General features: G+C 63.1%; 21 protein-coding genes. 15 read left to right on the top strand and 6 right to left on the bottom strand.

Annotated features, from left to right (window positions below):
- Positions 1-28: 28 nt before the first annotated feature.
- Complete coding sequence (locus NCG91_RS15835; protein WP_251350362.1) at positions 29-733, top strand: glutathione S-transferase N-terminal domain-containing protein; 705 nt, start codon at positions 29-31, stop codon at positions 731-733.
- A gap of 84 nt (positions 734-817) precedes the next feature.
- Complete coding sequence (locus tag NCG91_RS15840) at positions 818-1,576, top strand: alpha/beta hydrolase family protein (RefSeq protein ID WP_251350363.1); 759 nt, start codon at positions 818-820, stop codon at positions 1,574-1,576.
- Positions 1,577-1,774: 198 nt separating this feature from the next.
- Here the strand turns inward: NCG91_RS15840 and NCG91_RS15845 are convergent, their stop codons facing one another.
- Positions 1,775-2,125 (bottom strand): hypothetical protein, encoded by a 351-nt coding sequence (locus tag NCG91_RS15845; protein ID WP_099668403.1) that lies wholly within the window; start codon positions 2,123-2,125, stop codon positions 1,775-1,777.
- Positions 2,126-2,346: 221 nt separating this feature from the next.
- Here NCG91_RS15845 and NCG91_RS15850 point away from each other — a divergent pair, with 221 nt between their 5' ends.
- From NCG91_RS15850 to coaD, 5 genes are all read left to right on the top strand, one after another.
- Positions 2,347-2,808 (top strand): Hsp20 family protein, encoded by a 462-nt coding sequence (locus tag NCG91_RS15850; protein WP_099666924.1) that lies wholly within the window; start codon positions 2,347-2,349, stop codon positions 2,806-2,808.
- Between the two features lie 273 nt (positions 2,809-3,081).
- Positions 3,082-4,596 (top strand): Do family serine endopeptidase, encoded by a 1,515-nt coding sequence (locus NCG91_RS15855; RefSeq protein WP_251350364.1) that lies wholly within the window; start codon positions 3,082-3,084, stop codon positions 4,594-4,596.
- A 51-nt stretch (positions 4,597-4,647) separates the two neighbouring features.
- Positions 4,648-5,307: a response regulator gene (locus NCG91_RS15860; RefSeq protein ID WP_034783312.1), complete on the top strand. Its 660-nt coding sequence runs from the start codon at positions 4,648-4,650 to the stop codon at positions 5,305-5,307.
- 2 nt (positions 5,308-5,309) lie between these two features.
- Positions 5,310-6,641: an ATP-binding protein gene (locus NCG91_RS15865; protein WP_070291769.1), complete on the top strand. Its 1,332-nt coding sequence runs from the start codon at positions 5,310-5,312 to the stop codon at positions 6,639-6,641.
- Positions 6,642-6,737: 96 nt separating this feature from the next.
- The gene (coaD, locus tag NCG91_RS15870) at positions 6,738-7,883 is read left to right on the top strand and encodes a pantetheine-phosphate adenylyltransferase (protein ID WP_251350365.1); all 1,146 of its coding nucleotides are present in this window, start codon (positions 6,738-6,740) and stop codon (positions 7,881-7,883) included.
- A 51-nt stretch (positions 7,884-7,934) separates the two neighbouring features.
- Here coaD and NCG91_RS15875 read toward each other — a convergent pair whose 3' ends face one another.
- Positions 7,935-8,918, bottom strand: a complete 984-nt coding sequence (locus NCG91_RS15875) for an eCIS core domain-containing protein (RefSeq protein ID WP_251350366.1) — start codon at positions 8,916-8,918, stop codon at positions 7,935-7,937.
- A 401-nt stretch (positions 8,919-9,319) separates the two neighbouring features.
- A complete protein-coding gene (locus NCG91_RS15880; RefSeq protein ID WP_251350367.1) occupies positions 9,320-11,521 on the bottom strand; it encodes an OsmC domain/YcaO domain-containing protein in 2,202 nt (733 codons plus the stop codon).
- A gap of 196 nt (positions 11,522-11,717) precedes the next feature.
- Here NCG91_RS15880 and NCG91_RS15885 point away from each other — a divergent pair, with 196 nt between their 5' ends.
- Both NCG91_RS15885 and NCG91_RS15890 read left to right on the top strand, forming a co-directional pair.
- Positions 11,718-12,251: a histidine phosphatase family protein gene (locus NCG91_RS15885; RefSeq protein WP_251350368.1), complete on the top strand. Its 534-nt coding sequence runs from the start codon at positions 11,718-11,720 to the stop codon at positions 12,249-12,251.
- Between the two features lie 398 nt (positions 12,252-12,649).
- The gene (locus tag NCG91_RS15890; protein WP_251350369.1) at positions 12,650-13,045 is read left to right on the top strand and encodes a VOC family protein; all 396 of its coding nucleotides are present in this window, start codon (positions 12,650-12,652) and stop codon (positions 13,043-13,045) included.
- Between the two features lie 58 nt (positions 13,046-13,103).
- On the opposite strand, the gene NCG91_RS15895 is transcribed toward NCG91_RS15890, so the two are convergent.
- Positions 13,104-15,506, bottom strand: coding sequence for a TonB-dependent receptor plug domain-containing protein (locus tag NCG91_RS15895; protein ID WP_251350370.1), 2,403 nt, complete (start codon positions 15,504-15,506; stop codon positions 13,104-13,106).
- Positions 15,507-15,683: 177 nt separating this feature from the next.
- Positions 15,684-16,478, bottom strand: coding sequence for a PhzF family phenazine biosynthesis protein (locus NCG91_RS15900; RefSeq protein WP_251350371.1), 795 nt, complete (start codon positions 16,476-16,478; stop codon positions 15,684-15,686).
- Positions 16,479-16,575: 97 nt separating this feature from the next.
- Here NCG91_RS15900 and NCG91_RS15905 point away from each other — a divergent pair, with 97 nt between their 5' ends.
- Entirely contained in the window at positions 16,576-19,716 is a 3,141-nt protein-coding gene (locus tag NCG91_RS15905) for an error-prone DNA polymerase (protein WP_251350372.1), read from the top strand.
- A 39-nt stretch (positions 19,717-19,755) separates the two neighbouring features.
- Complete coding sequence (locus NCG91_RS15910; RefSeq protein WP_251350373.1) at positions 19,756-20,229, top strand: GNAT family N-acetyltransferase; 474 nt, start codon at positions 19,756-19,758, stop codon at positions 20,227-20,229.
- A 79-nt stretch (positions 20,230-20,308) separates the two neighbouring features.
- On the opposite strand, the gene NCG91_RS15915 is transcribed toward NCG91_RS15910, so the two are convergent.
- Complete coding sequence (locus NCG91_RS15915) at positions 20,309-21,718, bottom strand: FAD-binding oxidoreductase (protein WP_435526493.1); 1,410 nt, start codon at positions 21,716-21,718, stop codon at positions 20,309-20,311.
- Between the two features lie 199 nt (positions 21,719-21,917).
- Here NCG91_RS15915 and NCG91_RS15920 point away from each other — a divergent pair, with 199 nt between their 5' ends.
- The 4 genes from NCG91_RS15920 to NCG91_RS15935 all read left to right on the top strand — a co-directional run bounded on the left by NCG91_RS15920 (position 21,918) and on the right by NCG91_RS15935 (position 24,944).
- Positions 21,918-22,835 (top strand): ChaN family lipoprotein, encoded by a 918-nt coding sequence (locus NCG91_RS15920; RefSeq protein ID WP_251350374.1) that lies wholly within the window; start codon positions 21,918-21,920, stop codon positions 22,833-22,835.
- Between the two features lie 142 nt (positions 22,836-22,977).
- A complete protein-coding gene (gene exbB / locus NCG91_RS15925) occupies positions 22,978-23,739 on the top strand; it encodes a tonB-system energizer ExbB (RefSeq protein WP_251350375.1) in 762 nt (253 codons plus the stop codon).
- Positions 23,740-23,742: 3 nt separating this feature from the next.
- Complete coding sequence (gene exbD / locus NCG91_RS15930) at positions 23,743-24,168, top strand: TonB system transport protein ExbD (RefSeq protein ID WP_251350376.1); 426 nt, start codon at positions 23,743-23,745, stop codon at positions 24,166-24,168.
- On the top strand, positions 24,165-24,944 hold the full coding sequence (locus tag NCG91_RS15935; protein ID WP_251350377.1) for a TonB family protein: 780 nt from the start codon (positions 24,165-24,167) through the stop codon (positions 24,942-24,944). Before exbD ends, NCG91_RS15935 begins: the two co-directional genes overlap by 4 nt.
- The last annotated feature ends 9 nt before the right edge of the window (positions 24,945-24,953 follow it).

Here is a 24,953-nt window from a genome sequence, read left to right on the forward strand (position 1 = left end):
CCACGTCATACACCTCAAAAGGATTTTCATGTCCCAACTCTCCGACTTCCCCATCACCCAAAAATGGCCTGCCCGGCATCCCGAGCGCTTGCAGCTGTACTCGCTGCCGACGCCGAACGGCATCAAGGTCTCCATCCTGCTGGAAGAGCTGGGCCTGGCGTACGAGCCGCACCTGGTCAGCTTCGAGCAAAACGACCAGCTGTCGCCCGCCTTCCTGTCCCTCAATCCGAACAACAAGATTCCCGCCATCCTCGACCCGGACGGTCCCGATGGCAAGCCGCTGGCCCTGTTCGAGTCGGGCGCCATCCTGCTGTACCTGGCCGAGAAAACGGGCAAGTTCATCCCGCAGGACGCGGGCTTGCGCTATGAAACGATCCAATGGCTGATGTTCCAGATGGGCGGTATCGGCCCCATGTTTGGCCAGGTGGGCTTCTTCCACAAATTCGCCGGCAAGGATTACGAGGACAAGCGTCCGCTGGAACGCTATATCGGCGAAGCGAAGCGCCTGCTGGGCGTGCTCGAGCAGCGCCTGCAGGGCCGCGACTGGATCATGGGGAGCCAGTACACGATTGCCGACATCGCCATCTTCCCGTGGGTGCGCTGCCTGGTGGGATTCTATGGCGCGGGCGACCTCGTCGGCTTTGCCAACTTCCCGAACGTGCAGCGCGCGCTGGACGCCTTCCTGGCCAGGCCAGCCGTTGCCAGGGGCGTGGATATTCCCAAGCGTGATTGAAGCTTGCCAGCCGCCAGCGGCGCCGGCCGGGCGGCGCTACAATGCGCCTTCGGCCGCCCTGCGCGGCAGCTTTGATCTGAGACAATGAAATCCACCCGGCAAGATTTTCCCGGCGCGCATGGCCATGTGCTGGCGGCGCGGCTCGATGCGCCCGACGGCGCCATCCGCGCCTATGCGCTGTTCGCCCACTGTTTTACCTGCGGCAAGGACGTGCTGGCCGCGCGGCGCATCGCGCAAGGCCTCACGGAACACGGCATCGCCGTCTTGCGCTTCGATTTTACGGGGCTGGGCGCCAGCGAAGGCGAGTTCGCCGCCACCAATTTCTCGTCGAACGTGGACGATCTGGTCGCCGCCGCTGATTTCCTACGGGCAAAACATGCCGCGCCGCAATTGCTGATCGGCCATAGCCTGGGCGGCGCGGCCGTGCTGGCCGCCGCGTCGCAAGTGCCGGAAGCCACCGCCATCGCCACCCTGGCCGCGCCCAGCACGCCCGCGTACGTGACGCGCATGTTCAGCGAGCACCTGGAGCAAATCGCCGCCGAAGGCGAAGCGCTGGTGCAGCTGGAAGGGCGGCCCTTCCGCATCCGCCAGCAATTCGTCGACGACGCGGGCAGCCACAGCCTCAAGTCCCACATCACCGGCCTGCGCCGCGCCCTGCTGGTGATGCATGCGCCGAACGACACGACGGTCAGCCTGTCGAACGCGATGGAGATCTTTACGGCCGCCAAGCACCCGAAAAGCTTCGTTTCACTCGACGATGCCGACCATCTGTTGACGGGGCGCGACGACGCGGCCTATGTCGCCAACGTCATCGCCGCCTGGAGCGCGCGTTATCTGAACTAAGCTGAACTAAGCTGTCGCCCATGAAAAACGCCGCGGCAGCAGAAGCTGGCGCGGCGCGGATACTATTGGTACTTTACAACACCTGACAAAATCGTAGCGAGCGGCAGTGATTTGTGGCCGAGAAGCGCAGCCGTGCTAAAGCACGGTGAGCATCGCCGGCCGCAAAGCGCGACGCGCAGTAGATTTGGTCAGGTGTTCTCAGTCTTCGTCAAATTCGGCGGATAGATCCTTCCAGCCCTTGCTCACGGCAAAGGCGGAAAATTCCTCAGGTGCTTCCAGGACGATCAGTTTCTTGTCTTGCAGGCCCAGGTCGCCATGGCCGAAGTCGGGGCCTACGTAGCCAAGGCTGCGCAGGCGGGCCAGGATGTGGCCGACCAGGGTCTTGTCCTTGCAGGCGCCCGCTTCGAGCGGGGCGGCGAAATCGACGTAGACGTCGATGATGCCGTAGCCTTCGTCGAAGATGCGGATGGCCTTGATGTCGTGGGCACGGCCGGAGCCGTCGGTGGCCTTGAAGGGGCCGCTGAGCTGGATGTCGGTGTCATTGTTCATGCCGCCAGCATACACCAAAAGCTGACCCTGCATGAGGGGTGTCATGCAAGCCATCTCTGGATGGGGCATGTAAAAATTTCTTACAAATTCTTTGCCGTCTGGGGCGTTTTTTGCCAATTTCAAGGCCTTGAAAGGGCGTTGGCAGGCCGTATATCGGTAACAGGCGGATGCTCATGGTGAGGTCCGCCCCTCTTATCGCTTTAATGAAAAGGATATTTATCATGCGTACTTTTGACCTTGCTCCCCTGTACCGTTCCGCCATCGGCTTCGACCGCCTGGCACAATTGCTCAACGAACAGCGCGCCGATGCGCAGCCCAGCTACCCGCCCTATAACATCGAACTCGTATCGGAAGACAAGTACCGCATCGTGATGGCATTGGCCGGCTTCTCGCGCGAAGAGATTGACATCATCACGGAACGCGATTCCCTGCACGTCACGGGCCGCAAGCAGAAAGATGGCGTCGAGCGCACGTTCTTGCACCGCGGCATCGCTGCCCGCGATTTCGAACAGCGCTTCCAGCTGGCCAACCACGTGAAGGTGACGGGCGCCACGTTTGAAAACGGCATGCTGACCATCGACCTGGTACGCGAAGTGCCGGAAGCGCTGAAGCCGCGCAAGATCGAGATCGGCACCACCACTGGCGCCACCGTCAGCGCGCTGGAACAGCGCCAGGCAGCCTGAGCTGAGCTGATTTCGGCGCCACGCGCCGGCATCGGCGGGAGGGAATATTCCCTCCCCATGCAGTAAAATACTGGCCGGTCGATCCGGCCAGTGTCACGTCCGGAGCCCGTTCGGGCCGCATTCAGGGCTTCCATTGGTTGCCCATGCCACGCAAGATTAAACCCCGCTTAAAGGCGCAAATGCCTGTTTCCAAATGGAAAAATGTTAAGCACCGCCTAAGACTCGTGGCCCACTATTGCATACATCAAAATCTCATTGAATGAGGAGCAATTCATGGAACAGCAAACGAATACCGCATCGCTGAAAATCAAACGCACCGTAGCCGCGCTGGCCGCGATCGGTGTGCTGGGCGCCGGTGGCGCCATGGTGATGCATCAGAACAATGCCGGCGCGAATGCCACCGCAGGCACTCCCGCCGCACCCGTGGCCGCCGCCGTGGCGCCTGCAGCAAGCGCGCCGCTGGTGGCCTTGCCCGACTTTAGCCAGATCGCCGCGCGCAACAGCCCGGCCGTCGTCAATATCAGCGTCACGGGCAGCACCAAGGTGGCGTACGACCCATCGGCCCAGGCCGGCAATGACGACTTCGGCAACGACCCCTTCCTCGAATTCTTCCGCCGCTTCCAGGGGCCGCAAGGCGGGCAGCGCGGCGGCCGCGACGTGCCTACGCACGGCCTCGGTTCCGGCTTCATCGTCAGCCCCGACGGCATCATCATGACGAATGCCCACGTGGTGCGCGATGCGCGCGAAGTGACCGTCAAGCTGAACGACCGCCGCGAATTCCGCGCCAAGGTGCTGGGCACGGATCCGAAGACCGATATCGCCGTGCTGAAGATCGACGCCAACAACCTGCCCATCGTGCCGCTCGGCCATTCCAGCGACCTGAAAGTGGGCGAATGGGTGCTGGCCATCGGTTCTCCTTATGGCTTCGACAGCACGGTGACGGCTGGCGTCGTCAGCGCCAAGGGCCGTTCCTTGCCGGACGACAGCAATGTGCCGTTCATCCAGACGGACGTGGCGGTGAACCCCGGCAACTCGGGCGGTCCCCTGTTCAACACGCGCGGCGAAGTGGTCGGCATCAATTCGCAGATCTACAGCCAGACGGGCGGCTTCCAGGGCTTGTCGTTCGCCATCCCCATCGACCTGGCCGGCCGCATCAAGGACCAGATCGTTGCAACGGGCAAGGCCAGCCACGCCAAGCTGGGCGTGACGGTGCAGGAAGTGAATCAGGGCTTTGCCGACTCGTTCAAGCTGGCCACGCCGGAAGGCGCGCTGGTCGCCAACGTGGAGCGGGGCAGCCCGGCCGACAAGGCAGGCCTGAAATCGGGCGACGTGGTGCGCAAGGTGAATGGCCAGCGCATCATCGGCTCGGCCGACTTGCCGGCGCTGGTGGGTACGTCCTTGCCAGGCGACAAGATCAACATGGATGTCTGGCGTGACGGCAAGATCGTCAGCCTGACGGCAACCCTGGGCAATGCGGCCGACAAGGTGGCCGAAGTGGCGAAGAGCGACAGCGCCGCCGGCAAGGTAAAGCTGGGCCTGGCCCTGCGTCCGTTACAATCGGATGAAAAACGCGAGGCGGGCATCAGCGCCGGCCTGCTGGTGGAAGACGCGGGCGGCGCCGCCGCGAATGCCGGAGTGCAGCCGGGCGACGTGCTATTGTCGGTGAATGGCCGTCCCGTCAACACGGTCGAGCAGGTGCGCGACGTGGTGGAAAAATCCGCCAAGTCGGTGGCCTTGCTGATACAGCGCGGCCCCGATAAGATCTTCATTCCCGTGCGCCTCGGTTGATCTGGCGCAGGATGCAAGGTCGATAAAACAGTCAAGATGAAGGAGTAGGGCATGCGCTTATTGCTGGTAGAAGACGATACGATGATCGGCGAGGTGGTGCTCGATTTGCTGCGCGCCGAGCATTACGCGGTGGATTGGGTCAAGGATGGCGACATGGCCGATACGGCCCTGCAGACGCAAACCTACGACCTGGTGCTGCTGGACCTGGGCTTGCCCCGCAAGGATGGCCTCGACGTGCTGCGCTCGATGCGCTTGCGCAAGCTCGACACGCCCGTGCTGGTGGCCACGGCGCGCGACGCCATCGAGCAGCGCATCGCGGGTCTCGACGCGGGCGCCGACGATTACGTCTTGAAGCCGTATGACCTCGACGAATTGCTGGCGCGCATACGCGCCCTGCTGCGGCGCGCCTCGGGGCGGCCGGAACCGATCTTCGAACACCAGGGCGTCTCCATCAATCCGCTGACGCGCGAAGTGATCGCCGAGGGCCACCCGGTCAACCTGTCGGCGCGCGAATGGGCCGTGCTGGAAGCCTTGATCGCCCGCCCCGGCATCGTGCTGTCGCGCGCGCAGCTGGAAGAAAAGCTGTACAGCTGGAAGGATGAAGTCAACAGCAATGCCGTGGAAGTGTATATCCATGGCTTGCGCAAGAAACTGGGCAGCGACTTGATCCAGAACGTGCGCGGCCTCGGCTACATGGTGCCCAAGGCATGAGGATGAAGGTCACGGTGACGCATTCGCTGCGCGGCCGCCTGCTGTGGTTTTTGCTGGCGGCCATCATCATGGCGGCCCTGGCGCAAGCTTCGATCGCCTACCGCAGCGCCCTGTACGACGCCGACCAGATCTTCGATTACCACATGCAGCAGATGGCCCTGTCGCTGCGCTCCGGCGCGCCGCTGGCCAACCATGCGCAAGCCTTGCCGGCCGACCCTGTCAACAACGACATGGTGGTGCAGGTGTGGACGCCGGACGGCGTGCAGGTGTTCCGCTCGATCACGCGCGCGGAATTGCCGCAGCGCGCCGTGCTGGGCTTTTCCAACGTGAAAGCCAACGGCACGACGTACCGCATCTTTTCCGTGCAGACCAGTTCCCAGACCGTGCAGATCGCCCAGGATATGGCCGTGCGCAAGCGCATGGCCGGCAGCCTGGCGCTGCGCACGGTGGGGCCCATCGCGCTGATGGCGCCTATTCTGATGCTGGTCGTCTGGTGGGTCGTCAGCGGTTCGCTGGCGCCCGTCTCGCGCGTGCGCAAGCAGGTGGCGGCGCGCCAGGCGGACGATCTGTCTCCCGTCTCGGAAGCGGGCTTGCCAGACGAAGTGCGCCCCCTCGTGCATGAACTGAACCTGCTGTTCGGGCGCGTCAAGACGGCGTTCGACGCGCAGCAGCATTTCGTTGCCGACGCCGCGCATGAATTGCGCACGCCGCTGGCGGCCCTGAAACTGCAGGTATTGAGCCTGGAGCGGGCCGAATCGGAAGAAAAACGCAGCCTGGCCATTTCCCGCGTGAGCGCCGGCATCGAGCGGGCCACGCGCCTGGTCGAGCAGCTGCTGGTGCTGGCGCGCCAGGAAGCGAGCGCTGCCAGCGGCGACCAGCTGCAGGCGGTGGACTTGAACGATGTCGTCAAGCGCGCGCTGGGCGACATGGCCGGCATCGCGCAGGCGCGCAAGATCGACCTGGGCCTGCATCACATGGACCCGGCCAAGGTGGCGGGCCAGGCCGATGCGCTCAACATCATGCTGCGCAACCTGGTCGACAACGCCATCAAGTACACGCCGCAGGGCGGCACGGTCGACATCGACCTGCGCGCCAGTCCCGTCGGCGTGACGTTATCGGTGGAAGACAGCGGCCCCGGCATCCCGCCCGAAGAGCGCGAGCGCGTCTTCAGCCGCTTCTACCGCGTGCCCGGCACGGACGCCAACGGCAGCGGCCTGGGGCTGGCCATCATCAAGGCCATCGCCGAACGCCATGGCGCGCGCCTGGTGCTGGACAAATCCGAGCGCCTGGGCGGCCTGTGCGTGCGCGTGGAATTCCCGCAAGCCGTGAAATGAGCATTTTGACCATGATCTTTGGCATGTTGCATTGACGCGCGCGCCGTGGCCCTATATTGTCTGCGAAACAAGCAGAACCAGACCACGGAGCGCAGCATGCAGAAGATCGGATTTTCAGGAACCCTCGACCCCATCACCAACGGCCATATGTGGGTGATCGGCGAAGCGCGTTCGCTCGCCGACGAGGTGATCGTGTTCCTGTCGCAAAACCCCGCCAAGAAGCCGCAATTTCCCGCCGAAGACCGCAAGCGCATCATCGAGCAGAGCGCGCGCGAGTGCGGCTGGGACAATGTACAGGTGGTCATCGTCAAGGGCGACTACACGGCGCGCGCGGCGAAAAAGCATGGCTGCGACTACCTGATCCGCGGCATCCGCACGACGGCCGATTTCGACTATGAAAACCTGATCCAGCAAACGAATGTGGACGTGCTGCAGGGCGCCAAGACGATCTTCGTCATGCCGCCGCGCGACCTCGGCTCCGTCAGCTCCAGCTTCGTCAAGGCGCTGGAAGGCCCCGTGGGCTGGAACTGGACCATGAAGAAATTCGTCCCCGGCCCGGCCTATCAGGCGTGGATACTCGACTGCCTGCGCAAGGAGTGGGAAGCGCTGTGGAACTATGCGACAGCCTCGCAAGCGGATATCGCGCTGGCGGATCACTGGTTCGTCCACCTGACGGGGCCGCAGGCATATGGCGGCGCGGACCGCCACTATCACAACCTCGACCACCTGGTGCACGGCCTGTCCGAAATCCGCGTGTGGGCCGACAATACCTATGCGCCCAAGCGCGACAGCGCGCTGGTCAAGAAAGCGTTCTGGTTCCACGACGCCGTCTACAGCCACGACGACGATGCCCTGTATTCGAGCGAAGAGGCGAGCGCCCAGCTGTGGCTGGCCAGCGGCCTCGATGCGGGCGATAACCTTGATGTGGCGCAATTGATACGCGTCACCGATCATTTCCAGGGTCCGGGCATCAGCCATCCGCTGAAAGACGCCATGCTCAGCGCCGACCTGGCCATCCTGGGCCAGGATGACGAGGTGTACCAGGCCTACACGCAAGCCATCGGCCGCGAATACGCGCACGTGGACCCCGTGCGCTTCAACGAGCAGCGGGGCCTGGCCCTGCAGCATCTGTGCGCCAAGGCGCAGGCGGGCCAGCTGTTCGGCGATGCATACTTTGCCAACCAGTACAACGAACGGGCCATTGAAAACATGCAGAAGGAAATCGCGGCGCTGGCCGGTTGATTGCGTGCATGATGCCGCGCCGCTGGCTTGCCGGTGGCCTTGAGCTCGGTATCACAGACAACTGGTTTGCCAGGGAGCGCCACCGTCGCCGCAGATGCCGGCAGGTCCGCACGCGCGGGGAATGGCGATGCCGGATTGGCAGACGGGCGCGCCGGTCTGTGCTGCTGGACTCACCGACCCCCAACATTGGCAGCTTGTCAGCATCCATCCTGACGGCAGTTTCTGCGGTATGGGCGGGTAAAATGCAGAGACACCCAACGCGCGGTTGCCGGCATGCGACGACAGCAGCAGTCTGGCCTCGTTTTCCCGGGCATAGGCGGGTGCTTCGACAGGACCGCCATCGGACGAGTTATCCACCCATTGCTTGGCAAAGCCCGTTACGCCCCAATTCTTGTATTGTTGGACATGCAGCATTTCATGCGCCCATAGTGCCGGATCGCGCGCATCGTCATCGCTGCGAAAAATGACGGCATTCAAGACCGTAATCGCGCGCGTGTTGCTGTTAAATTGCATTTGCGCCGCCTGCAGCGTGTTTTGCAAAGCGCTCCACTCGCTGGTCCAGCGGACGGAATCGAGCAGGTCGGGGGTATGCCAGCGCAGCAGGAAAGCCTTGATTTCTGGGGCCATGCTGTTGGCATTGCCGCTGGTGACGACGGCGTTGCGTGCCGATACCATCGCCGTTGCCACCGGCGTGTAGGGAATCTGGCCTGGATTCTGTATCAACTGTATTGCCGTGTCGGGATTTTTTACGACAAATTCGATGATGTCGCCTGTCGTCGGGATACCGGTGGGATTGAGCGGGGCAAGCGGATTCAGAATGGTGCCGATGGGATCTGTCTTGCCACGCTCAGTCACCTTGCCGGGATCGATGGCGGGAGGGAGAATGCAGCCACTTTTAGGAAGGCAGACACATCCGACAAGTGGCGCGCATGCTTCGTATTGACAGTCGGGGCAGCCGGCCGTGGCCGCCGTACCATGGAATAATATGCCTGCCAGCACCAGCCAGCCGGCGGTTGCGCGCGATAGCGTAGCCATGAGATCCCCCCCGATGCAGGTTGCCCTCCGTTTTTGGCATGTCGTGGTGGTGGCAACAGCGATGACGATACGCCGGATTCCGGTGCGCGGCAGGCTATTTCGTCTGAAACAAAGAAGGCTTTGCGCTAGCTCAATTCAGACTATTCACTCAGGAACTTTCAGCTTGAAGCGCATGGACAGCGTGCTCATGCGGCAAACATAGGCGATACGTATTTGCGCGGCATGTTGCAGCGTATCCAGCGCGTACCAGGCGGTCATCCGGCAACTACCGCGCCCGGGCACAGGTATCGCGCCGGGGCGAACCTGTGTCCGGACCCGCAACGCCTGGCCAAACCGACGCGCAGTAGGTTTTGACAGGCGTTCCAGGCGTTACTCCTGCGCATGGGCGCTGGCCCGTCGCCTTAGCTGGCTGTGGCTGCCTTGGCGCGCGCCGCGTGCAATTTCTTGAAGCTGTCGATCAGGCGCTGGTGCCGGTCGAGGCCTTCCAGTTGCATGCTGGTCGGGGTCAGGCCGAAGAAACGCACGCTGCCGTCCACCGAGCCCAGCACCGCATCCATGCGGGCGTCGCCAAACATGCGGCGGAAATTGACGACGTAATCGTCCAGCTCCAGCTCGTCATCGAGTTCCACTTCCAGCACCACGTTCAATGCTTGATAGAACAGTTTGCGCTCGAGCGTGTTGTCGTTGTACTGCAAGAAGGTTTCCACCAGCTCTTTCGCTTCCTCGAATTGCTGCAGGACGAGCTGTATCAGCAGTTTCAATTCCAGCGTCGTCAGCTGGCCCCACACCGTGTTTTCGTCAAACTCGATGCCGATCAGGGTGGCGATGTCGCCGTACTCGTCGAGCTCGCTGTTTTCCAGGCGGTCGAGCAAGTCTTCCAGGCTGGCATCGTCCAGGCGGTGCAGGTTCAGGATGTCGGCGCGGAACAGCAGCGCCTTGTTGGTATTGTCCCAGATCAAATCCTCGACCGGGTACACCTCGGAATAACCGGGCACGAGGATGCGGCAGGCGGTGGCGCCCAGCTGGTCATACTCGGCCGTGTAGACTTCCTTGCCCATGCCGGCGAGGATGCCGAACAGGGTCGCCGCTTCCTCGGCATTCGAGTTTTCGCCGTGGCCGGAAAAATCCCACTCGACAAAATCGTAATCGGCCTTGGCGCTGAAGAAGCGCCACGAGACGATGCCGCTGGAATCGATGAAGTGTTCGACGAAATTGTTCGGCTCGGTGACGGCTTCGCTGGCAAACGTCGGCTGCGGCAAGTCGTTGAGGCCTTCGAAACTGCGGCCCTGCAGCAATTCCGTCAGGCTGCGCTCCAGCGCCACTTCCAGGCTCGGGTGCGCGCCGAACGAGGCAAACACGCCGCCCGTGCGCGGGTTCATCAGGGTGACGCACATCACCGGATACACGCCGCCCAGCGACGCATCTTTCACCAGCACGGGGAAACCCTGTTCTTCCAGGCCGGCGATGCCGGCCAGGATGCCCGGATATTTCGCCAGCACTTCCTGCGGCACGTCGGGCAGGGCGATCTCGCCTTCGATGATTTCGCGCTTGACGGCTCGTTCGAAAATTTCCGACAAGCATTGCACCTGTGCTTCGACGAGGGTGTTGCCGGCGCTCATGCCATTGCTGACGTACAAGTTTTCAATCAGGTTCGATGGGAAATACACGGTCTCGCCATCGGACTGGCGCACATACGGCAGCGAGCAGATGCCGCGCTCCGCGTTGCCGGAGTTGGTGTCGATCAGGTGCGAGCCGCGCAGCTCGCCATCGGCATCGTAGATGTCGCGGCAGTAGGCGTCGAGAATCTCTTTTGGCAGCGCATCCTTGCGGCCCGGCTTGAACCAGCGCTCGTTCGGGTAATGGACAAAATCCGCGTTGGCGATGTCTTCGCCCCAGAACGAACCGGCGTAGAAATGGTTGTTGCTGAGGCGTTCGATATATTCGCCCAGGGCCGACGCCAGCGCGCTTTCCTTGGTCGCGCCCTTGCCGTTGGTGAAACACATGGGCGAATGCGCATCGCGGATGTGCAGCGACCACACGTTGGGAATGATGTTGCGCCACGAAGCGATTTCAATCTTGATGCCCAGGCCCGCCAGCAGGCTGGACATATTGGCGATGGTCTGTTCCAGCGGCAAGTCCTTGCCGACGATATAGGTGCTCGCGCCAGGGGCGGGATTCAGGGCCAGCAAGGCCTGGGCATCGGCGTCCAGGTTCTCCACTTCTTCAATGACGAACTCCGGCCCCGCCTGCACCACTTTTTTTACCGTGCAACGGTCGATCGAGCGCAGGATGCCCTGGCGGTCCTTGTCCGAGATATCGGCCGGCAACTCGACCTGGATCTTGAAAATCTGCTGGTAGCGGTTTTCAGGATCGACGATATTGTTTTGCGACAGGCGGATATTTTCAGTGGAAATATTGCGCGTATCACAATACAACTTCACGAAGTACGCCGCGCACAGTGCCGATGATGCCAAAAAGTAATCGAACGGGCCGGGCGCCGAACCATCGCCTTTATAGCGGATGGGCTGGTCGGCGATGACCGTAAAATCGTCGAACTTGGCTTCGAGACGCAGCTTGTCGAGAAAGTTGACTTTAATTTCCATGAGGTAATCCAATACTGTGCTTATGAGTTAGCCGCTATTATCCGTGCTTTCCGTCGCAGGGCAAAGATTGTTCGCGGCGGCCGTGCTGGCGGGGAGCCGCAAGACCAGGCCGGCAGGGCAGGCAAGGGGCAGGTTCCCCCATGAAGCGGACGGATAAATGTGCGAGGCGATCTGACTGGACATGCGAATAACATTAATGAGACACGGCGAGCCCCGACTCGCCAAAGGGCGCTGGATAGCGCCGCTGCAAATGGGACAGTGGATTAATCTCTACAATCAATCGATCATCAAAGAAGGTGGCATCCCTGCGCAGTGCGCTGCGGCAGCGCTTTCCGCGTCGACCATCGTGGCCAGCACGGCACCGAGGGCATGCTCATCGGCCAGGGCATTGGGCGACTTGCCATTCATGCAAGAGGCGATGTTCTCTGAAGCAGGGTTGCCCTTTGCGCTCTGGAAGGCCCCTTGGCTGCCGGCTGAAGCCTGGGCAGCGATTTTTCGCCTGCTCTGGTTGTTCGGTTATGCGCGCGGATCGGACTCGTTGCAGATAACCCGGCGGCGCGCCAGGGCCGCCGCCGAGCGGCTGGTTGCGCTCGCCGCCAGGGGGCCCGTGCTGCTGGTCGGGCATGGCATCATGAATCGATTGATCGGCAAGGAGTTGCAGGCCTTGGGTTGGCTTGCCCGCAACAGGCAAGGCAGCCGGTACTGGAGTATGGGAGTGTATGAGCTGTGAAAACTTGTGACGAATGCGGCAGCCGATACCGTGACGACGCCGAAGGCATGGCCAGCCTGTGCCCGGAATGCGCCTCGATCATCTATGGCTTGCCACGGTGCGAGCACGTGTTCGAGGCAGGCCGATGCCGGAAATGCCTGTGGGATGGCCGGAAAAGTGACTTTGTGCGAAAACTGGAGCAGCAGGGGCGTTGACGCGATATCCATGTCTGTGGGGGCAGCATCCATCGGCGGTCACCGGTGTTTTCGTGACAATGCATGAGTTTTCCGGATGGATAATTGGCTATCCTCCATGGGGGCTGCCTGCAGCCACTGCTGGACGGTTGACGGCATCTGAATCTCTTGCCGGTGACCGCTCCGTCAATTTCGCTTTGCCTAACTTGATGCAAGGATGAGCTGATGCAATTATCCAATTATCTTTTCTTTACTACCACTTGCGAACAAGCCTTGGCGTTCTACACGCAATGCGGGCTGGGCAAGATAAGCGATGTCTTGCGCTTTGGCGTGGATGGCATGCCGCTCCGTCATGAAGCCATGCGCGGGAAAATCATGCATGCCCGATTTGAAGGACCAGGCGTGTTGTTTTTTGCTTCTGACAATGACGATGCCGAGCCCATGCGCGGGTCTGCACATATTTTGCAAATGCATGACAGGCAGTTAACGAAACAGCTTTTTGACAAGCTGGCGTATCAAGGCGTGGTGACGACACCGCTCGCCATCCAGGTATGGGGCGATTATTACGGTAAATTGACGGACCAGTTCGGGGTGCAGTGGATGCTGAACTGTTCGGCTTAACTAAAAAACAGCGGCTGCCCATGCTGGCGCAGCCGCTGTTTTTATGCGGACGCGGTGATCAGAACTTCACCCACAGCCGCCCGAAGTAGGAGGCGCCGTTCAGGCCGAACTGCACGCTGTCGTATTTGAAGCCGTTGTCCGTCTCGTCCGCGTTTTGCGTGGTGGGCTTGACGTTGAAGATGTTGTTGCCGCCAAAGGTCAGCTTGGTGTTCTTGCTGATGCTGTAAGTGAAGCTCAGGTCGGCGGACGTCTTGGCCGCGTAACGGGCATTCGGCACGCCTTCGGCCGTGCCGCTGAAGGTGCCCAGGGTTTGCGGGCCAAAATAAATGATGCGCAAGTCCGATTCCAGCTTGCCCGTGATGTAGTCGAAGCCCAGGGTGGCTTTCGCGCGCGGACCGCCCTGTTCGATGAACAGGCGTTCGCGCTCGGACAGCAGCACGTCTTCAAAGCCCGTCAGCGAGGCGGGCGTCTTGACCTTCGTCACTTCCGTTTTGCTCAAATTCAAGGCCAGGAAGGTGTTCAGGCGGTTGCCGGCCAATTCTCCCTTGTGCGACGCCGTCAGGTCCAGCCCGCGCGTGCGCGTGTCGATGGAGTTGACGAAGAATTGCGCCTCGCCCACGCCCAGGAGGGCCAGGCGCGCGGCCAGGTCCGGGTAGTTGTCGGCATTGAAGCGGCCCGACAGCACGATGCGGTTCTTGATCTTGATGTTGTACAAGTCGGCCGTCACGGAAATGGCTTGCGTCGGCGTCCAGGTGGTGCCGAAGGTAAAGCTGGTGGATTTTTCCTCTTTCAACTTCGGAATGCCGGCCGCGTTGGCGACGGCGCCGCCGTTCGGCGCCAGCACCACGTCCGTGGGCACGCCGCCGATGAAGTCCGTGAAGGTGGACGAGAAATACACTTGCTGTAACGATGGCGCGCGGAAACCCGTGCTGGCCGAACCGCGCAGCAGCACGTTGGGCGCCACTTTATAGCTGGCGGCCAGCTTGCCCGTCACGGTGGAGCCGAAATCGCTGAATTTCTCATAGCGCAGGGCCGCCTGGGTTTTCAGGCGCTCCGTCCAGTCCAGTTCCACGTCGCCATACGCGGCGATGCTGTGGCGCTTGGCCTTGGTGGCGTCGCCGGGCTGGAAGCCGGGAAAGCCCTGGCTGCCCGCATTGCCGCCCACGCCCACGCCGTCGGCGTCGTTGTAGGAGCCCGGTTCGCCGGCCATGATCTTGTATTCCTCGCTGCGGTATTCGGCGCCGAAGGCCACGTTCATGCCGCGCATCACCGTGTCGTAGTAGCGGCTGAAATCGGCGTTGCTGGTCAGCTGCTGGAACGAGAAGCCGCCCGCATCAAAACGGCTGGGGCTGACGCCCTTGCCGCCGTTCATCAGGTCGAGGTTGGCGATGGAGGCATTCAGCGTGTTGCTGATGTCGTAGCGCATCTTGTTGTAGCCATAGGTTTGCGAAAAATCAGCATGCCATTCGCCGATCTGGCTGCGGTGGCCGATGGTGGCGTACTGGTCGTCGATCTTGCCATTGATGAAAGGCACGAAACCATCCGGGTACATGGCGGCCGAATTGCGCGATGGAATGTCGTCGCTGCCGATGCCGCCCCGGCCGAATGCGGCGCTGGACGCGTCGCGCGTTTGCGCGCCGGCCGTGAAGTACAGCTTGCCCGTGGGGCTGGTGGCGTAGTCGCCATTCACGTACAGGGTCTTGTTCTTGGACTTGGTGTCGCCGATGATGCGCATGCTGTCCGCATCGGCCCGGTTCGAGCGGCCACGGTCCAGGTATTCTCCCGTGATGGCCAGGGTACCCTTGTCGCCCAGCGCGATGCCGCAATAGGCGGAGGTCATGTAATTCTTGCCGTCGCCTGCGGAATACTGGCTGTAGCCGGCCACGGCTTCGCAGCCCAGGCTTTTCTTCAGTTCGATGTCGATCACGCCGGCAATGGCGTCCGAGCCGTACTGGGCGGCGGCGCCGTCGCGCAGCACTTGCACGTTCTTGATCGCCAGCAAGGGAATCGCATTCATGTCCGTGCCCGTGTTGCCGCGGTTGCGCGCGCCGAACAGGTTGACGAGCGCCGTCGTGTGGCGCCGCTTGCCGTTCACCAGCACGAGGGTCTGGTCGGAACCGAGGCCGCGCAGGGCGGCTGAATCGATCAGGTCGGCCCCGTCGGCGCCCGTCTGGCGCGTGGAGTTGAACGAGGGCGAGATGTATTGCAGCGATTGCGCCAGATCAAACTGGCCGCCTTGCTCGGCCACCTTGGAAATGGGAATGATATCGACCGGCACCATGGTATCCGTGGCGGAACTGGCGACCCGGCGCGAGCCGACCACGCTGACCGTTTGCACGGGGCCTTTCGTGGCGGCCGCTTCCGTGTTCTGGGCCATGGCGGCAGGACTGAAAACGGCCAGGGCGGCGCTGCCGTACAGGCTGATGAGGATGGCTTGACGCAAGGTGGTGAGGGTCGGCACGCAGTATCTCCAAGTGGCTGATGAGCAAGATTCGTGACTTGATTCTAGTGCCATCTTTTCAGCATCCACCAGCGATACTTTGTTTTGTTATTACAAATTTGCTGTAACTGTTGTTTCCTGGTTGATTATCTTTTGGCCACTGCCTGGCTTGCCTTGTGCTGGTGCGGCATGCCCCATTCAGGTGCTGCGTTGCACCATGCCGCCCACCCAGATCGCTTGCGTGCTGTATTGCACTTCGATCAGACAGGGTTGCTGCGTCACGTGGCCCTGGTGCAGGCGCAACGACTGCCGCAAGTGCGCTGCCAGCGCGCCCGCCGCCACGCCCGTGGCGCTGTCTTCCAGCGCCGGGTCGAGGTGATTGAAGTTGCGTCCTTCGTACTCGTGCTCGCCCGTGTGGCAATACGCATAGCAGCCGTTGACCTTGTGCAAGGCGCTCCAGTCGGCAATCAGTTCCAGGTTAGGCCGCAGCGCGCGCAGGGTGGTGCGGTCGGCCACTTCCAGCAGCAGCTTCGGGCTGCCGACGGACGCGACCACGGGTGGCGACAGCAAGTGCATGTGCTGGCCCATGAGCTCGGACGGCACATATTTTTCCACCTGGACGGCAGGCGCCGGCTGCGGCGCCAGGCCGATGAACAATCCCTCCGCGCGGCGCACCAGCTGCAAGGCCTGTCCGCGCATGGCGGTGGTGATCGTCAGCGCCGCCGGTGCGCCGGGCGCCGCCAGCAGCACATGCGCGGCCGCCAGGGTGGCGTGCAGGCACAGGGGACTGCGCGTGTGCGGATAAAAATAGTCGAGCACGAGGCATCCCTCCGCGCCGTCCGCTTGCCGGTCGAGGAAGACGCAGGCGCTGACCTGGCGTTCGCGGGCAAAGGCCTGGCGCTGCGTTTCGCTGGCGTAGTCGTTTTCCACGACCAGCGCCGCATTGCCGCCACCGGGGGCGGCGCCGAAACATTTTAATGAGTGGACGATCATGGCGGGCACTGTGCAAGGTAAAACCTCAGCATAACTGAGATGGGCGTTTTCAGATGAGTATAATATACTGTGTTTATATACAGTATTGAGGTAGATCATGGGGAGCGCAGTCTTACCCGAGTATGCTGAGTTGTACTGCCTGAGTAATTTCAGCTTCCTGCATGGGGCCTCGCATGCGGAAGAGCTGGTGGCGCGCTCTGTCCAGCTTGCTTACCGGGCGCTGGCCATTACCGACGAGTGCTCGCTGGCGGGTGTCGTGCGCGCCCATGCGACGGCCAAGCGGGCCGGTTTCCCCCTGATTATCGGCGCGCATTTTCACTTGACGCAGACCGACGGCAGCCCGGGGCCGTCCCTGCTGGCGCTGGTACGCGATGCCGACGGATACGGCAACCTGTCGGAACTGATCACCATGGCGCGCACGCGGGCGGCCAAGGGCCGCTATCTGTTGACGCCCGACGATTTCGCCGCGCCGCCGGCGCAGTTTGCCCATTTGCAAGGGCTGCCCGGCTGTTTGATGATCTTGCTGCCTGGCTATCCGGCCCAGCCCGGGACGCTGCGCGCGCAGGGGGCGTGGATGCTATCCACCTTTGGCGGCGAGCGAAGCTGGATAGGCTTGAACCTGCTGCAGCGGGCGCAGGATGACGCGCACCGCAGCGCCGTGCAGGACGCGGCGCAGGCGCTGGGCTTGTCCGTGGTGGCCGTTGGCCATGTGTGCATGCACGTGCGTTCGCGCAAGCCGCTGCTCGACACCCTGTGCGCGATCCGCGTGGGCAAGCCCGTGGGCGAGTGCGGCTATGCGCTGGCGCAAAACGCGGAGCAGCATCTGCGCGCGCGCTTGCGCCTGGCCAATGTGTATCCGCCGCAGGCGCTGGCGGAAACCCTGCGCATCGCGGACCTGTGCACATTTTCTCTCGACAGCTTGCGCTATGACTATCCCGACGAGCTGGTGCCGCACGGCCACACGCCGGCGACGTATCTGCGCGCAGAAACGTATGCGGGTGCGCGCATCCGTTTTCCGCTGGGCATACCGGCCAACGTGCAGGAGCAGCTCGAACAGGAGCTGGAACTGATCGCGGAGCTGTCGTATGAAGCCTACTTTTTGACCGTGTACGACATCGTGCGCTTTGCCCGCTCGCAAGACATCCTGTGCCAGGGCAGGGGGTCGGCCGCCAATTCGGCCGTCTGCTATTGCCTGCACATTACGGAAGTGGACCCGGCGCGCGGCAATTCGCTGGTCGGGCGTTTCATGTCGCGCGAGCGCAACGAGCCGCCCGACATCGACGTCGACTTCGAGCACCAGCGGCGCGAAGAAGTGATTCAATATATCTACGGCAAATATGGGCGCGAGCGGGCCGCGCTGGCGGCCGTGGTGATCAGCTATCGGCCCAAAAGCGCCTTGCGCGACAGCGGCCGGGCGCTGGGGATCGACCTGGCCATCGTGGAAAAAGTGGCCAAGGCGCACCGCTGGTTCGACGGCAAGCGCGATTTGCTGGAGCGCCTGGCCGAATGCGGGCTGGACCCGGAAGCGGCATTGTCGCAGCAGTGGGCCGGCCTGGCGCAGCAGCTGCTGGGCTTTCCCCGCCATTTGTCGCAGCATCCGGGCGGCTTTGTGATTGCGCAAGGAAAGTTGTCGCGCCTGGTGCCGATTGAAAACGCGGCCATGGCCGAGCGCAGCGTCATCGAGTGGGACAAGAACGACCTGGAAGAACTGGGTTTGATGAAGGTCGACGTGCTGGCGCTGGGCATGCTGTCGGCCCTGCGCCGCGCCCTGGAACTGGTGAGTGCGCGTCGCGGCGAGCCACTCCGCCTGCAGGATATTCCTGCCGAAGACCCGGCCACCTACGACATGATGTGCCAGGCCGACACCATCGGCGTGTTCCAGATCGAGTCGCGCGCGCAGATGAGCATGCTGCCCCGTTTGCGTCCCCGTGCATTCTACGACCTAGTCATCGAGGTGGCGCTCGTGCGCCCCGGCCCCATCCAGGGCGGCATGGTGCATCCGTATCTGCAGCGGCGCCAGAAAAAGGAGCCAATCGATTATCCGAAGGGCCTGGAAAAGGCGCTGGGACGCACCCTGGGCATTCCCATTTTCCAGGAGCAAGTAATGCAGGTGGCCATCATCGCGGCCGGTTTCACGCCTGGCGAAGCGGACCAGTTGCGGCGGGCCATGGCGGCCTGGAAACGCAAGGGCGGCATGAACAATTACCATGACCGCATCGTCAATGCCATGGTGGAGAATGGTTACGGCAAGGAGTTTGCCGAGGCCATCTTCAGCCAGATCGAAGGCTTTGGCGAATACGGTTTTCCCGAGTCGCACGCGGCCAGTTTCGCGCTGCTGACGTACGCCAGTTCCTGGCTGAAATGTCACGAACCGGCCGCCTTTCTGTGCGCCTTGCTCAACAGCCAGCCCATGGGTTTTTACAGCCCCTCGCAACTGGTGCAGGATGCGCGCCGGCATGGCGTGCCAGTGCTGCCCGTCGACGTGACCGTCAGCGCCTGGGAAGCGGCATTGGAAACAGGGCAGGGCCCCGCGCCCGCCGTGCGCCTGGGCTTGAACAGCCTGTTCGGCATGTGCGCCGAGGCGGCCCGGCGCATCGAGGATGCGCGCGCCATCGCCGCCTTCGTCGACGTGGCCGACCTGGCGCGGCGTGGCGGCCTGGATCGTCATGACTTGCAGGTCTTGGCTGCTGGCAACGCGCTGCACGCGCTGGCCGGGCACCGGCGCGCGGCGCTGTGGCAGGCGGCCGGCGCCGTGCCCGACAGGGATTTGCTGCGCGTCACCACGCCAGAGGAAGACTTGCCCGTGCTGGCCGCGCCGACGGAAGGCGAGAGCATCGTCAGCGACTACCGCGCGCAAGGCCTGACCCTGGGCCGCCACCCGCTGGCGCTGCTGCGCAGGCAATTGCTGGAGCAGCGTTTCCTGCCGGCATCCGCGCTGGCCAGCTACACGGATGGCCAGCTGGCGCGCGCCTGCGGCATCGTCACCGTGCGCCAGCGTCCGGGCACGGCCAAGGGCGTCATCTTCATGACCCTGGAAGACGAGACGGGCACGGTCAACATCATCGTCTGGCCCGACCTGGTGGAAAGCCAGCGCCGCGAAGTGCTGAGCGCGCCGCTGCTGGGCGTGTACGGCGTGTGGCAGCGCGAGGGGCTGGTGCGCAACCTGGTGGCCAAGCGCCTGGTCGACATGTCGCATCTGCTGGGGCGTTTGAGGACCAGCAGCCGGGATTTCTGTTGATGCTTGTCAATGTCGGCCAGGCGGTGGCATGATTGTCATATGACTACTTTGCCCGAACCGACATTGCGACCCGCCCTGGTCGCCGACGCGCCCGCCATCGTCGCCCTGATCGACGACCTGATGCCCTTTTTGACCCTGCATCCCGATGGTGTGGGGGCGGAAAAGTTCATCGAACATTGCCGCCAGCCGGCCATTGAAAGTTACCTGTCGCTATCCAACTATCATTACCAGCTGGCGCACATCGATGGCGAACTGGCCGGCGTGGTGGCCATGCGCGACAACACGCACCTGTTTCACATGTTCGTGCCGCGCGCGTTGCACCGGCGCGGCATGGCGCGCCGCCTGTGGCAGGCGGCCCGCGATGCATCCTTGGCCAGGGGGAATGTCACGGCGTTTACCGTCAATTCCTCGGCCTATGCCTTGCCCCTGTACGAAAGCCTGGGCTTTGTCGCCACGGGGCCGAAGGTGGAGACGGGCGGCATCGCCTTCGTGCCGATGCGCATGGAGTTGTAAAAATAACCCAACGGCAAGGGCCGGGGTCAGACCCGGCGGGTCTGACCCCAGTTTTTGCTTGCAGGCTTATGGCGCTTATTTACCAGCGCACGATCTTGCCCGGATTCATGATGTTCTTCGGGTCCAGCGCGTGTTTCAGGGCGCGCATGGTGTCGATGGCGCCTTCGCCATGTTCTTCCACGAGAAAGGCCATCTTGTGCATGCCCACGCCATGTTCTCCCGTGCACGTGCCATCCATGCCGATGGCGCGCGTGACCATGTCGCTGTTGACCTTTTCCGCGCGCGCGATGTCGTTTGGATCGTCCGGGTCGACCAGCATCTGCACGTGGAAGTTGCCGTCGCCCACGTGGCCGATGATGGCGTAGACGAGGCCTTGCGCTTCGCAATCGGCCTGGGTGGCGAGGATGCATTCGGCCAGGCGCGAAATGGGTACGCAGCAATCGGTGGAAATGGCGCGGCTGCCGGGGCGCATCTGCAGCAGGGCGAAGTATGCGTTATGGCGCGCGGCCCACAGGCGCGAGCGGTCTTCGGGGCGGCTGGCCCACTCGAAATCGCTGGCGCCGTGTTCCGCCGTGATGGCTTGCACCAGCTGCGCCTGCTCAGCCACGCTGGCCGGCGTGCCGTGGAATTCAAACAGCAGCAAGGGTTTTTCCGGCAAGGCCATCTTGTCATAGGCGTTGATGGCCTTGACGCCGTTTTCATCGAGAAACTCGACACGCGCCACGGGAATACCCATCTGGATGGTCTGGATCACGGCGCTGACGGCCTCGCCCGTGCCGGGGAACGAGCACACGGCCGCCGAGATCGCTTCCGGCAACGGATACAGTTTCACCGTCACTTCCGTGATGATGCCCAGGGTGCCTTCGCTGCCGACGAACAGGCGCGTCAGGTCGTAGCCGGCCGACGATTTCTTTGCCCTGGTTCCCGTCTTGATGATGCGGCCATCGGCCGTCACCATCGTCAGGGCCAGCACGTTTTCGCGCATGGTGCCGTAGCGCACGGCGTTCGTGCCCGAGGCGCGCGTGGCGGCCATGCCGCCCAGCGAGGCATTGGCGCCCGGGTCGATGGGGAAGAACAGGCCCGTGTCGCGGAGCTCCTCGTTCAGCTGCTTGCGCGTCACGCCCGCCTGCACGGTGGCCGTCAAGTCTTCACTATGCACGGCTACCATTTGGTTCATTTGCGACAGATCAATCGTCACGCCGCCATGCAGGGCAAGCACGTGGCCTTCCAGCGAAGTGCCGCTGCCGTAGGCGATGACGGGCACGTCGTGCGCGCTGCACAGCTTGACGGCGGCCGCCACTTCCTCGGTGGAATGGGCGAAAATGACGGCGTCCGGCAGCATGGGGGGATAGCTCGACTCGTCGCGGCCATGGTGTGCGCGCATGGCTTGCGTCATGGAAAAACGGTCGGCAAAGATCAGGGAAAGTACGGCAGCAAGGGATACGGGCAGCGGTTTTTTCAGTACCGCCAACTGGTCAGTTTGATTCACGCAAGTCCTCCGTTTTTTTTATTCTACTCCGCACCCGGGGATTTCACCGAAGCACCATATTGATTTTTTGCCAGTTGTAAAAAAACCTGCATGGTTTGCCGCGCTTTGGTTGTAAATGAGAATCATTTCTATTAGAATGCCCGCCTATACCTATTTTGCAACAGTTTGACCCGCAGCTCAGACCCCGAAAGGCCATGCCATGAAATTCCCCCTGTCCTTCTCCGCAGTCCTGCCCGCCTGCGTGCTGGCGCTGAGCTCCTGCAGCAGCGTGGCGCCAGCGACTGACGCTGCCACCGGCGCCGCCGCAGCGTCCGCCGCGCAAGACGTGCGCCAACTGGGCGAAATCGTCGACCTGCGCAGCGGTCAGCGCGTGAGCGCCGAACAATTGCTGGCCCAGCTGGCCGCCGCGCCGCGCGTGATCATCGGCGAGCAGCATGACCAGCTCAGCCATCACCAGATCGAGCAATGGCTGCTGCAGCAATTGCAGGGCCAGCGTCCGCAAGGCAGCGTGTTGCTGGAAATGCTGAACCCGGACCAGCAAGCCAAGGTGGACAAGGTCAAGCCGTGGCTGTGGACGGACCCCGTCGTGCGCCCCGAACACGTGGCCGAGCTGCTGGCCTGGCAGCCCAGCTGGAAGTGGGCGCAATATGGCGACCTGGTGATGACCGTGATGCGCGCGCCGTATCCCGTCTGGTCGGCCAACCTGGACCGCAGCGAAATCAAGCAATTGTTTATCGACAAGCCAGCCGTGCAGGGCAAGCATTCGAACCTGGCCAACGATGGCAAGGTGCATGAGAAACTGAAAGACATCATCCGCGTCATGCATGACAACCAGATCGACGAGCCGCGCCTGGCCGCCATGCTGTCGGTGCAGCAGCAGCGCGACCGCCGCATGGCCGAGCGCCTGCTGGCCGCGCCCGCGCCGGCCGTGCTGATCGCCGGCGCCTATCATGCGCACAAGGACCTGGGCGTGCCGCTGCACGTGCAGGACTTGACGGGCGGCCCGGCGCCGCTGGTGCTGGTCCTGGCACAGCAGGGCGCCACGGTGCTGGCGCCGCAGGCGGATTTCGTCTGGTTCACGCCGGTTGTTGCGCCCGCCGTCGCCAGCGCCAAGTAATTTCTTGTATCGCCGCCGGGCGTTCTGCCCGGCACTCTCCCCCAGCAAGCTCCCCCATAGCAGCCAGGTAGTTCGTCCGATTTTTTTTGCATGCGCGTGCGCGCCGTTGGCGCAGCCATGCCTGTTACCTGTCAAAGTTCTCATGCGTATCCCCTTGTTCCGTATCAAAGCCGTCAGCTGCGGTGTCGTTCTTTCCCTGTCGCATGCCACCGCGCAAGCGTCCGCCTTACCCCATGACATGTCGCCGCTGGGCATGTTTTTCGCCGCCGACCAGGTCGTCAAAAGCGTGCTCATCGGTTTGCTGGTCGCCGCGCTGGCCACCTGGGTGGTCTTGCTGGTGAAGGGCGCCAGTTTGCTGCAAGCCCGGCGCGAGGCGGCGCATGCCGTCGCCATGCTGAAGACGGCCACTTCCTTGCCGGACGCGGCCGTCAAAGTGGAGGGCGCAGGCGCCATTTCGCTGGCGCAACAGTTGCTCGCTGATGTACAGCAAGAACTGAGTCTGTCGCACGCCAGCGCGCCAGCGGCGGCCCTGAAGGAGCGGGCCGGCTTTCGCCAGGAACAGTTCATTGCGCAGCAGGTGCGCGCCATGACGCAAGGCATCGGCTTGCTGGCCAGCATAGGCGCCGTGGCGCCGTTCGTCGGCCTGTTCGGCACCGTGTGGGGCATCATGAACAGTTTTATCGGCATCGCCGTCAGCCAGAGCACGAATCTGGCCACCGTGGCGCCGGGCATCGCGGAAGCCTTGCTGGCCACCGCCCTGGGCCTGGTGGCGGCGATCCCCGCCGTCGTCATCTATAACGTCTTGAGCCGTGGCATCAACCAGTACAAGGCGCAGCTGCGCGCCGCTTCCGCGCAAGTGCTGCTGATGCTGAGCCGCGACCTCGACACGCGCCAGCAGGCCTGAGCCATGGCTTCCCTGTTTCCCTCCCCGGACGATGACACGGCCGACATGCCGGAGTTGAGCGAGATCAATGTCACGCCCTTCATCGACGTGATGCTGGTGCTGTTGATCATCTTCATGGTCGTTTCGCCGCTGGCCACCGTCGACTTGAAAATCGACTTGCCGGCCGCCACGGCCAAGCCCGAACCCCGTCCCGAGAAACCGTTGTTCGTGTCGCTGAAGGCGGACCGCAGCCTGTACCTGGGCGAGTCTCCCGTGGCGCGCGAGCAGCTGGGCAGCCTGCTCGACGCGCAAACGGGCGGCGATCGCCAGCGCACCCTGTTTTTCCAGGCCGACAAGCAAGCCGCGTATGAAGATGTGCTGGGCGTGATGGATGTCCTGCGCCAGGCCGGCTACCTGAAAGTGGGCCTGGTCGGCCGGGAGGGCGGGTGAGTCCGCAGTCCGGGCTGGCGCCGCGCCCCCTATTGAGCTGGGGTATTGCCACGTCGCTGGTGGTGGCCGCTGCGCTGGCGCTGCTGCTGTGGGCCGGCTGGCAGCCCGTCACCGTGGTGCCCGCCAATCCGGCGGCCAGCGTGATGGTGGTGTTTGCCGCGCAAGCGATGTCGCCGGAGACGCAGGTGGCGCACGCCCTGGGCGCGCGCCAGTCGGCCGCGTCCAGCGCCGCCCGGCCGCCAAAGAGTGCAATCAAGCAAGAGGCGCTGCCGGTGCTGGCGCGCGCCGCCGCGCCGGAGATCGTCGCGGCGGAAAAAGAGGAAAAGGCGGCGGCCAGTCCGTCGGCGGAGCCGGGCAAGGATGCCGCGAAGGAAGCGTCCGTGCCCGCGCAGGCCAGCAGCAGCGCCACGCCGGCGCCGGCCGCCGTGCGCGGTCCGCAGGCGGCGCCGTTCAACAGCGACACGCCATCGACCAGCGCGGCGCCGGCCAGCTGGCAAAGCCAGGTGCTTGGCCACCTGGCGCACTTCAAGCGCTATCCGGGCGATGCGCGCCAGCGCAAGCGGGCTGGCGCCGCCTGGGTGCGCTTCCAGGTGGACCGCGACGGCAAATTGCTGGCCAGCGAACTGGTCACGTCGTCGGGCACGGTGCTGCTCGACCGCGAAGCCTTGCAAGTGCTGCAGCGCGCGCAGCCGCTGCCGGCGCCGCCCGGGAACGTATTGCGCCAGGGCACGGTGACGGTGACCTTGCCCGTGTCGTTCAAGCTCGACGCCAGCTGAATTTTAAAT

It is taken from the genome of Janthinobacterium kumbetense, from assembly GCF_023703445.1.
GTDB lineage: Bacteria > Pseudomonadota > Gammaproteobacteria > Burkholderiales > Burkholderiaceae_D > Janthinobacterium > Janthinobacterium kumbetense.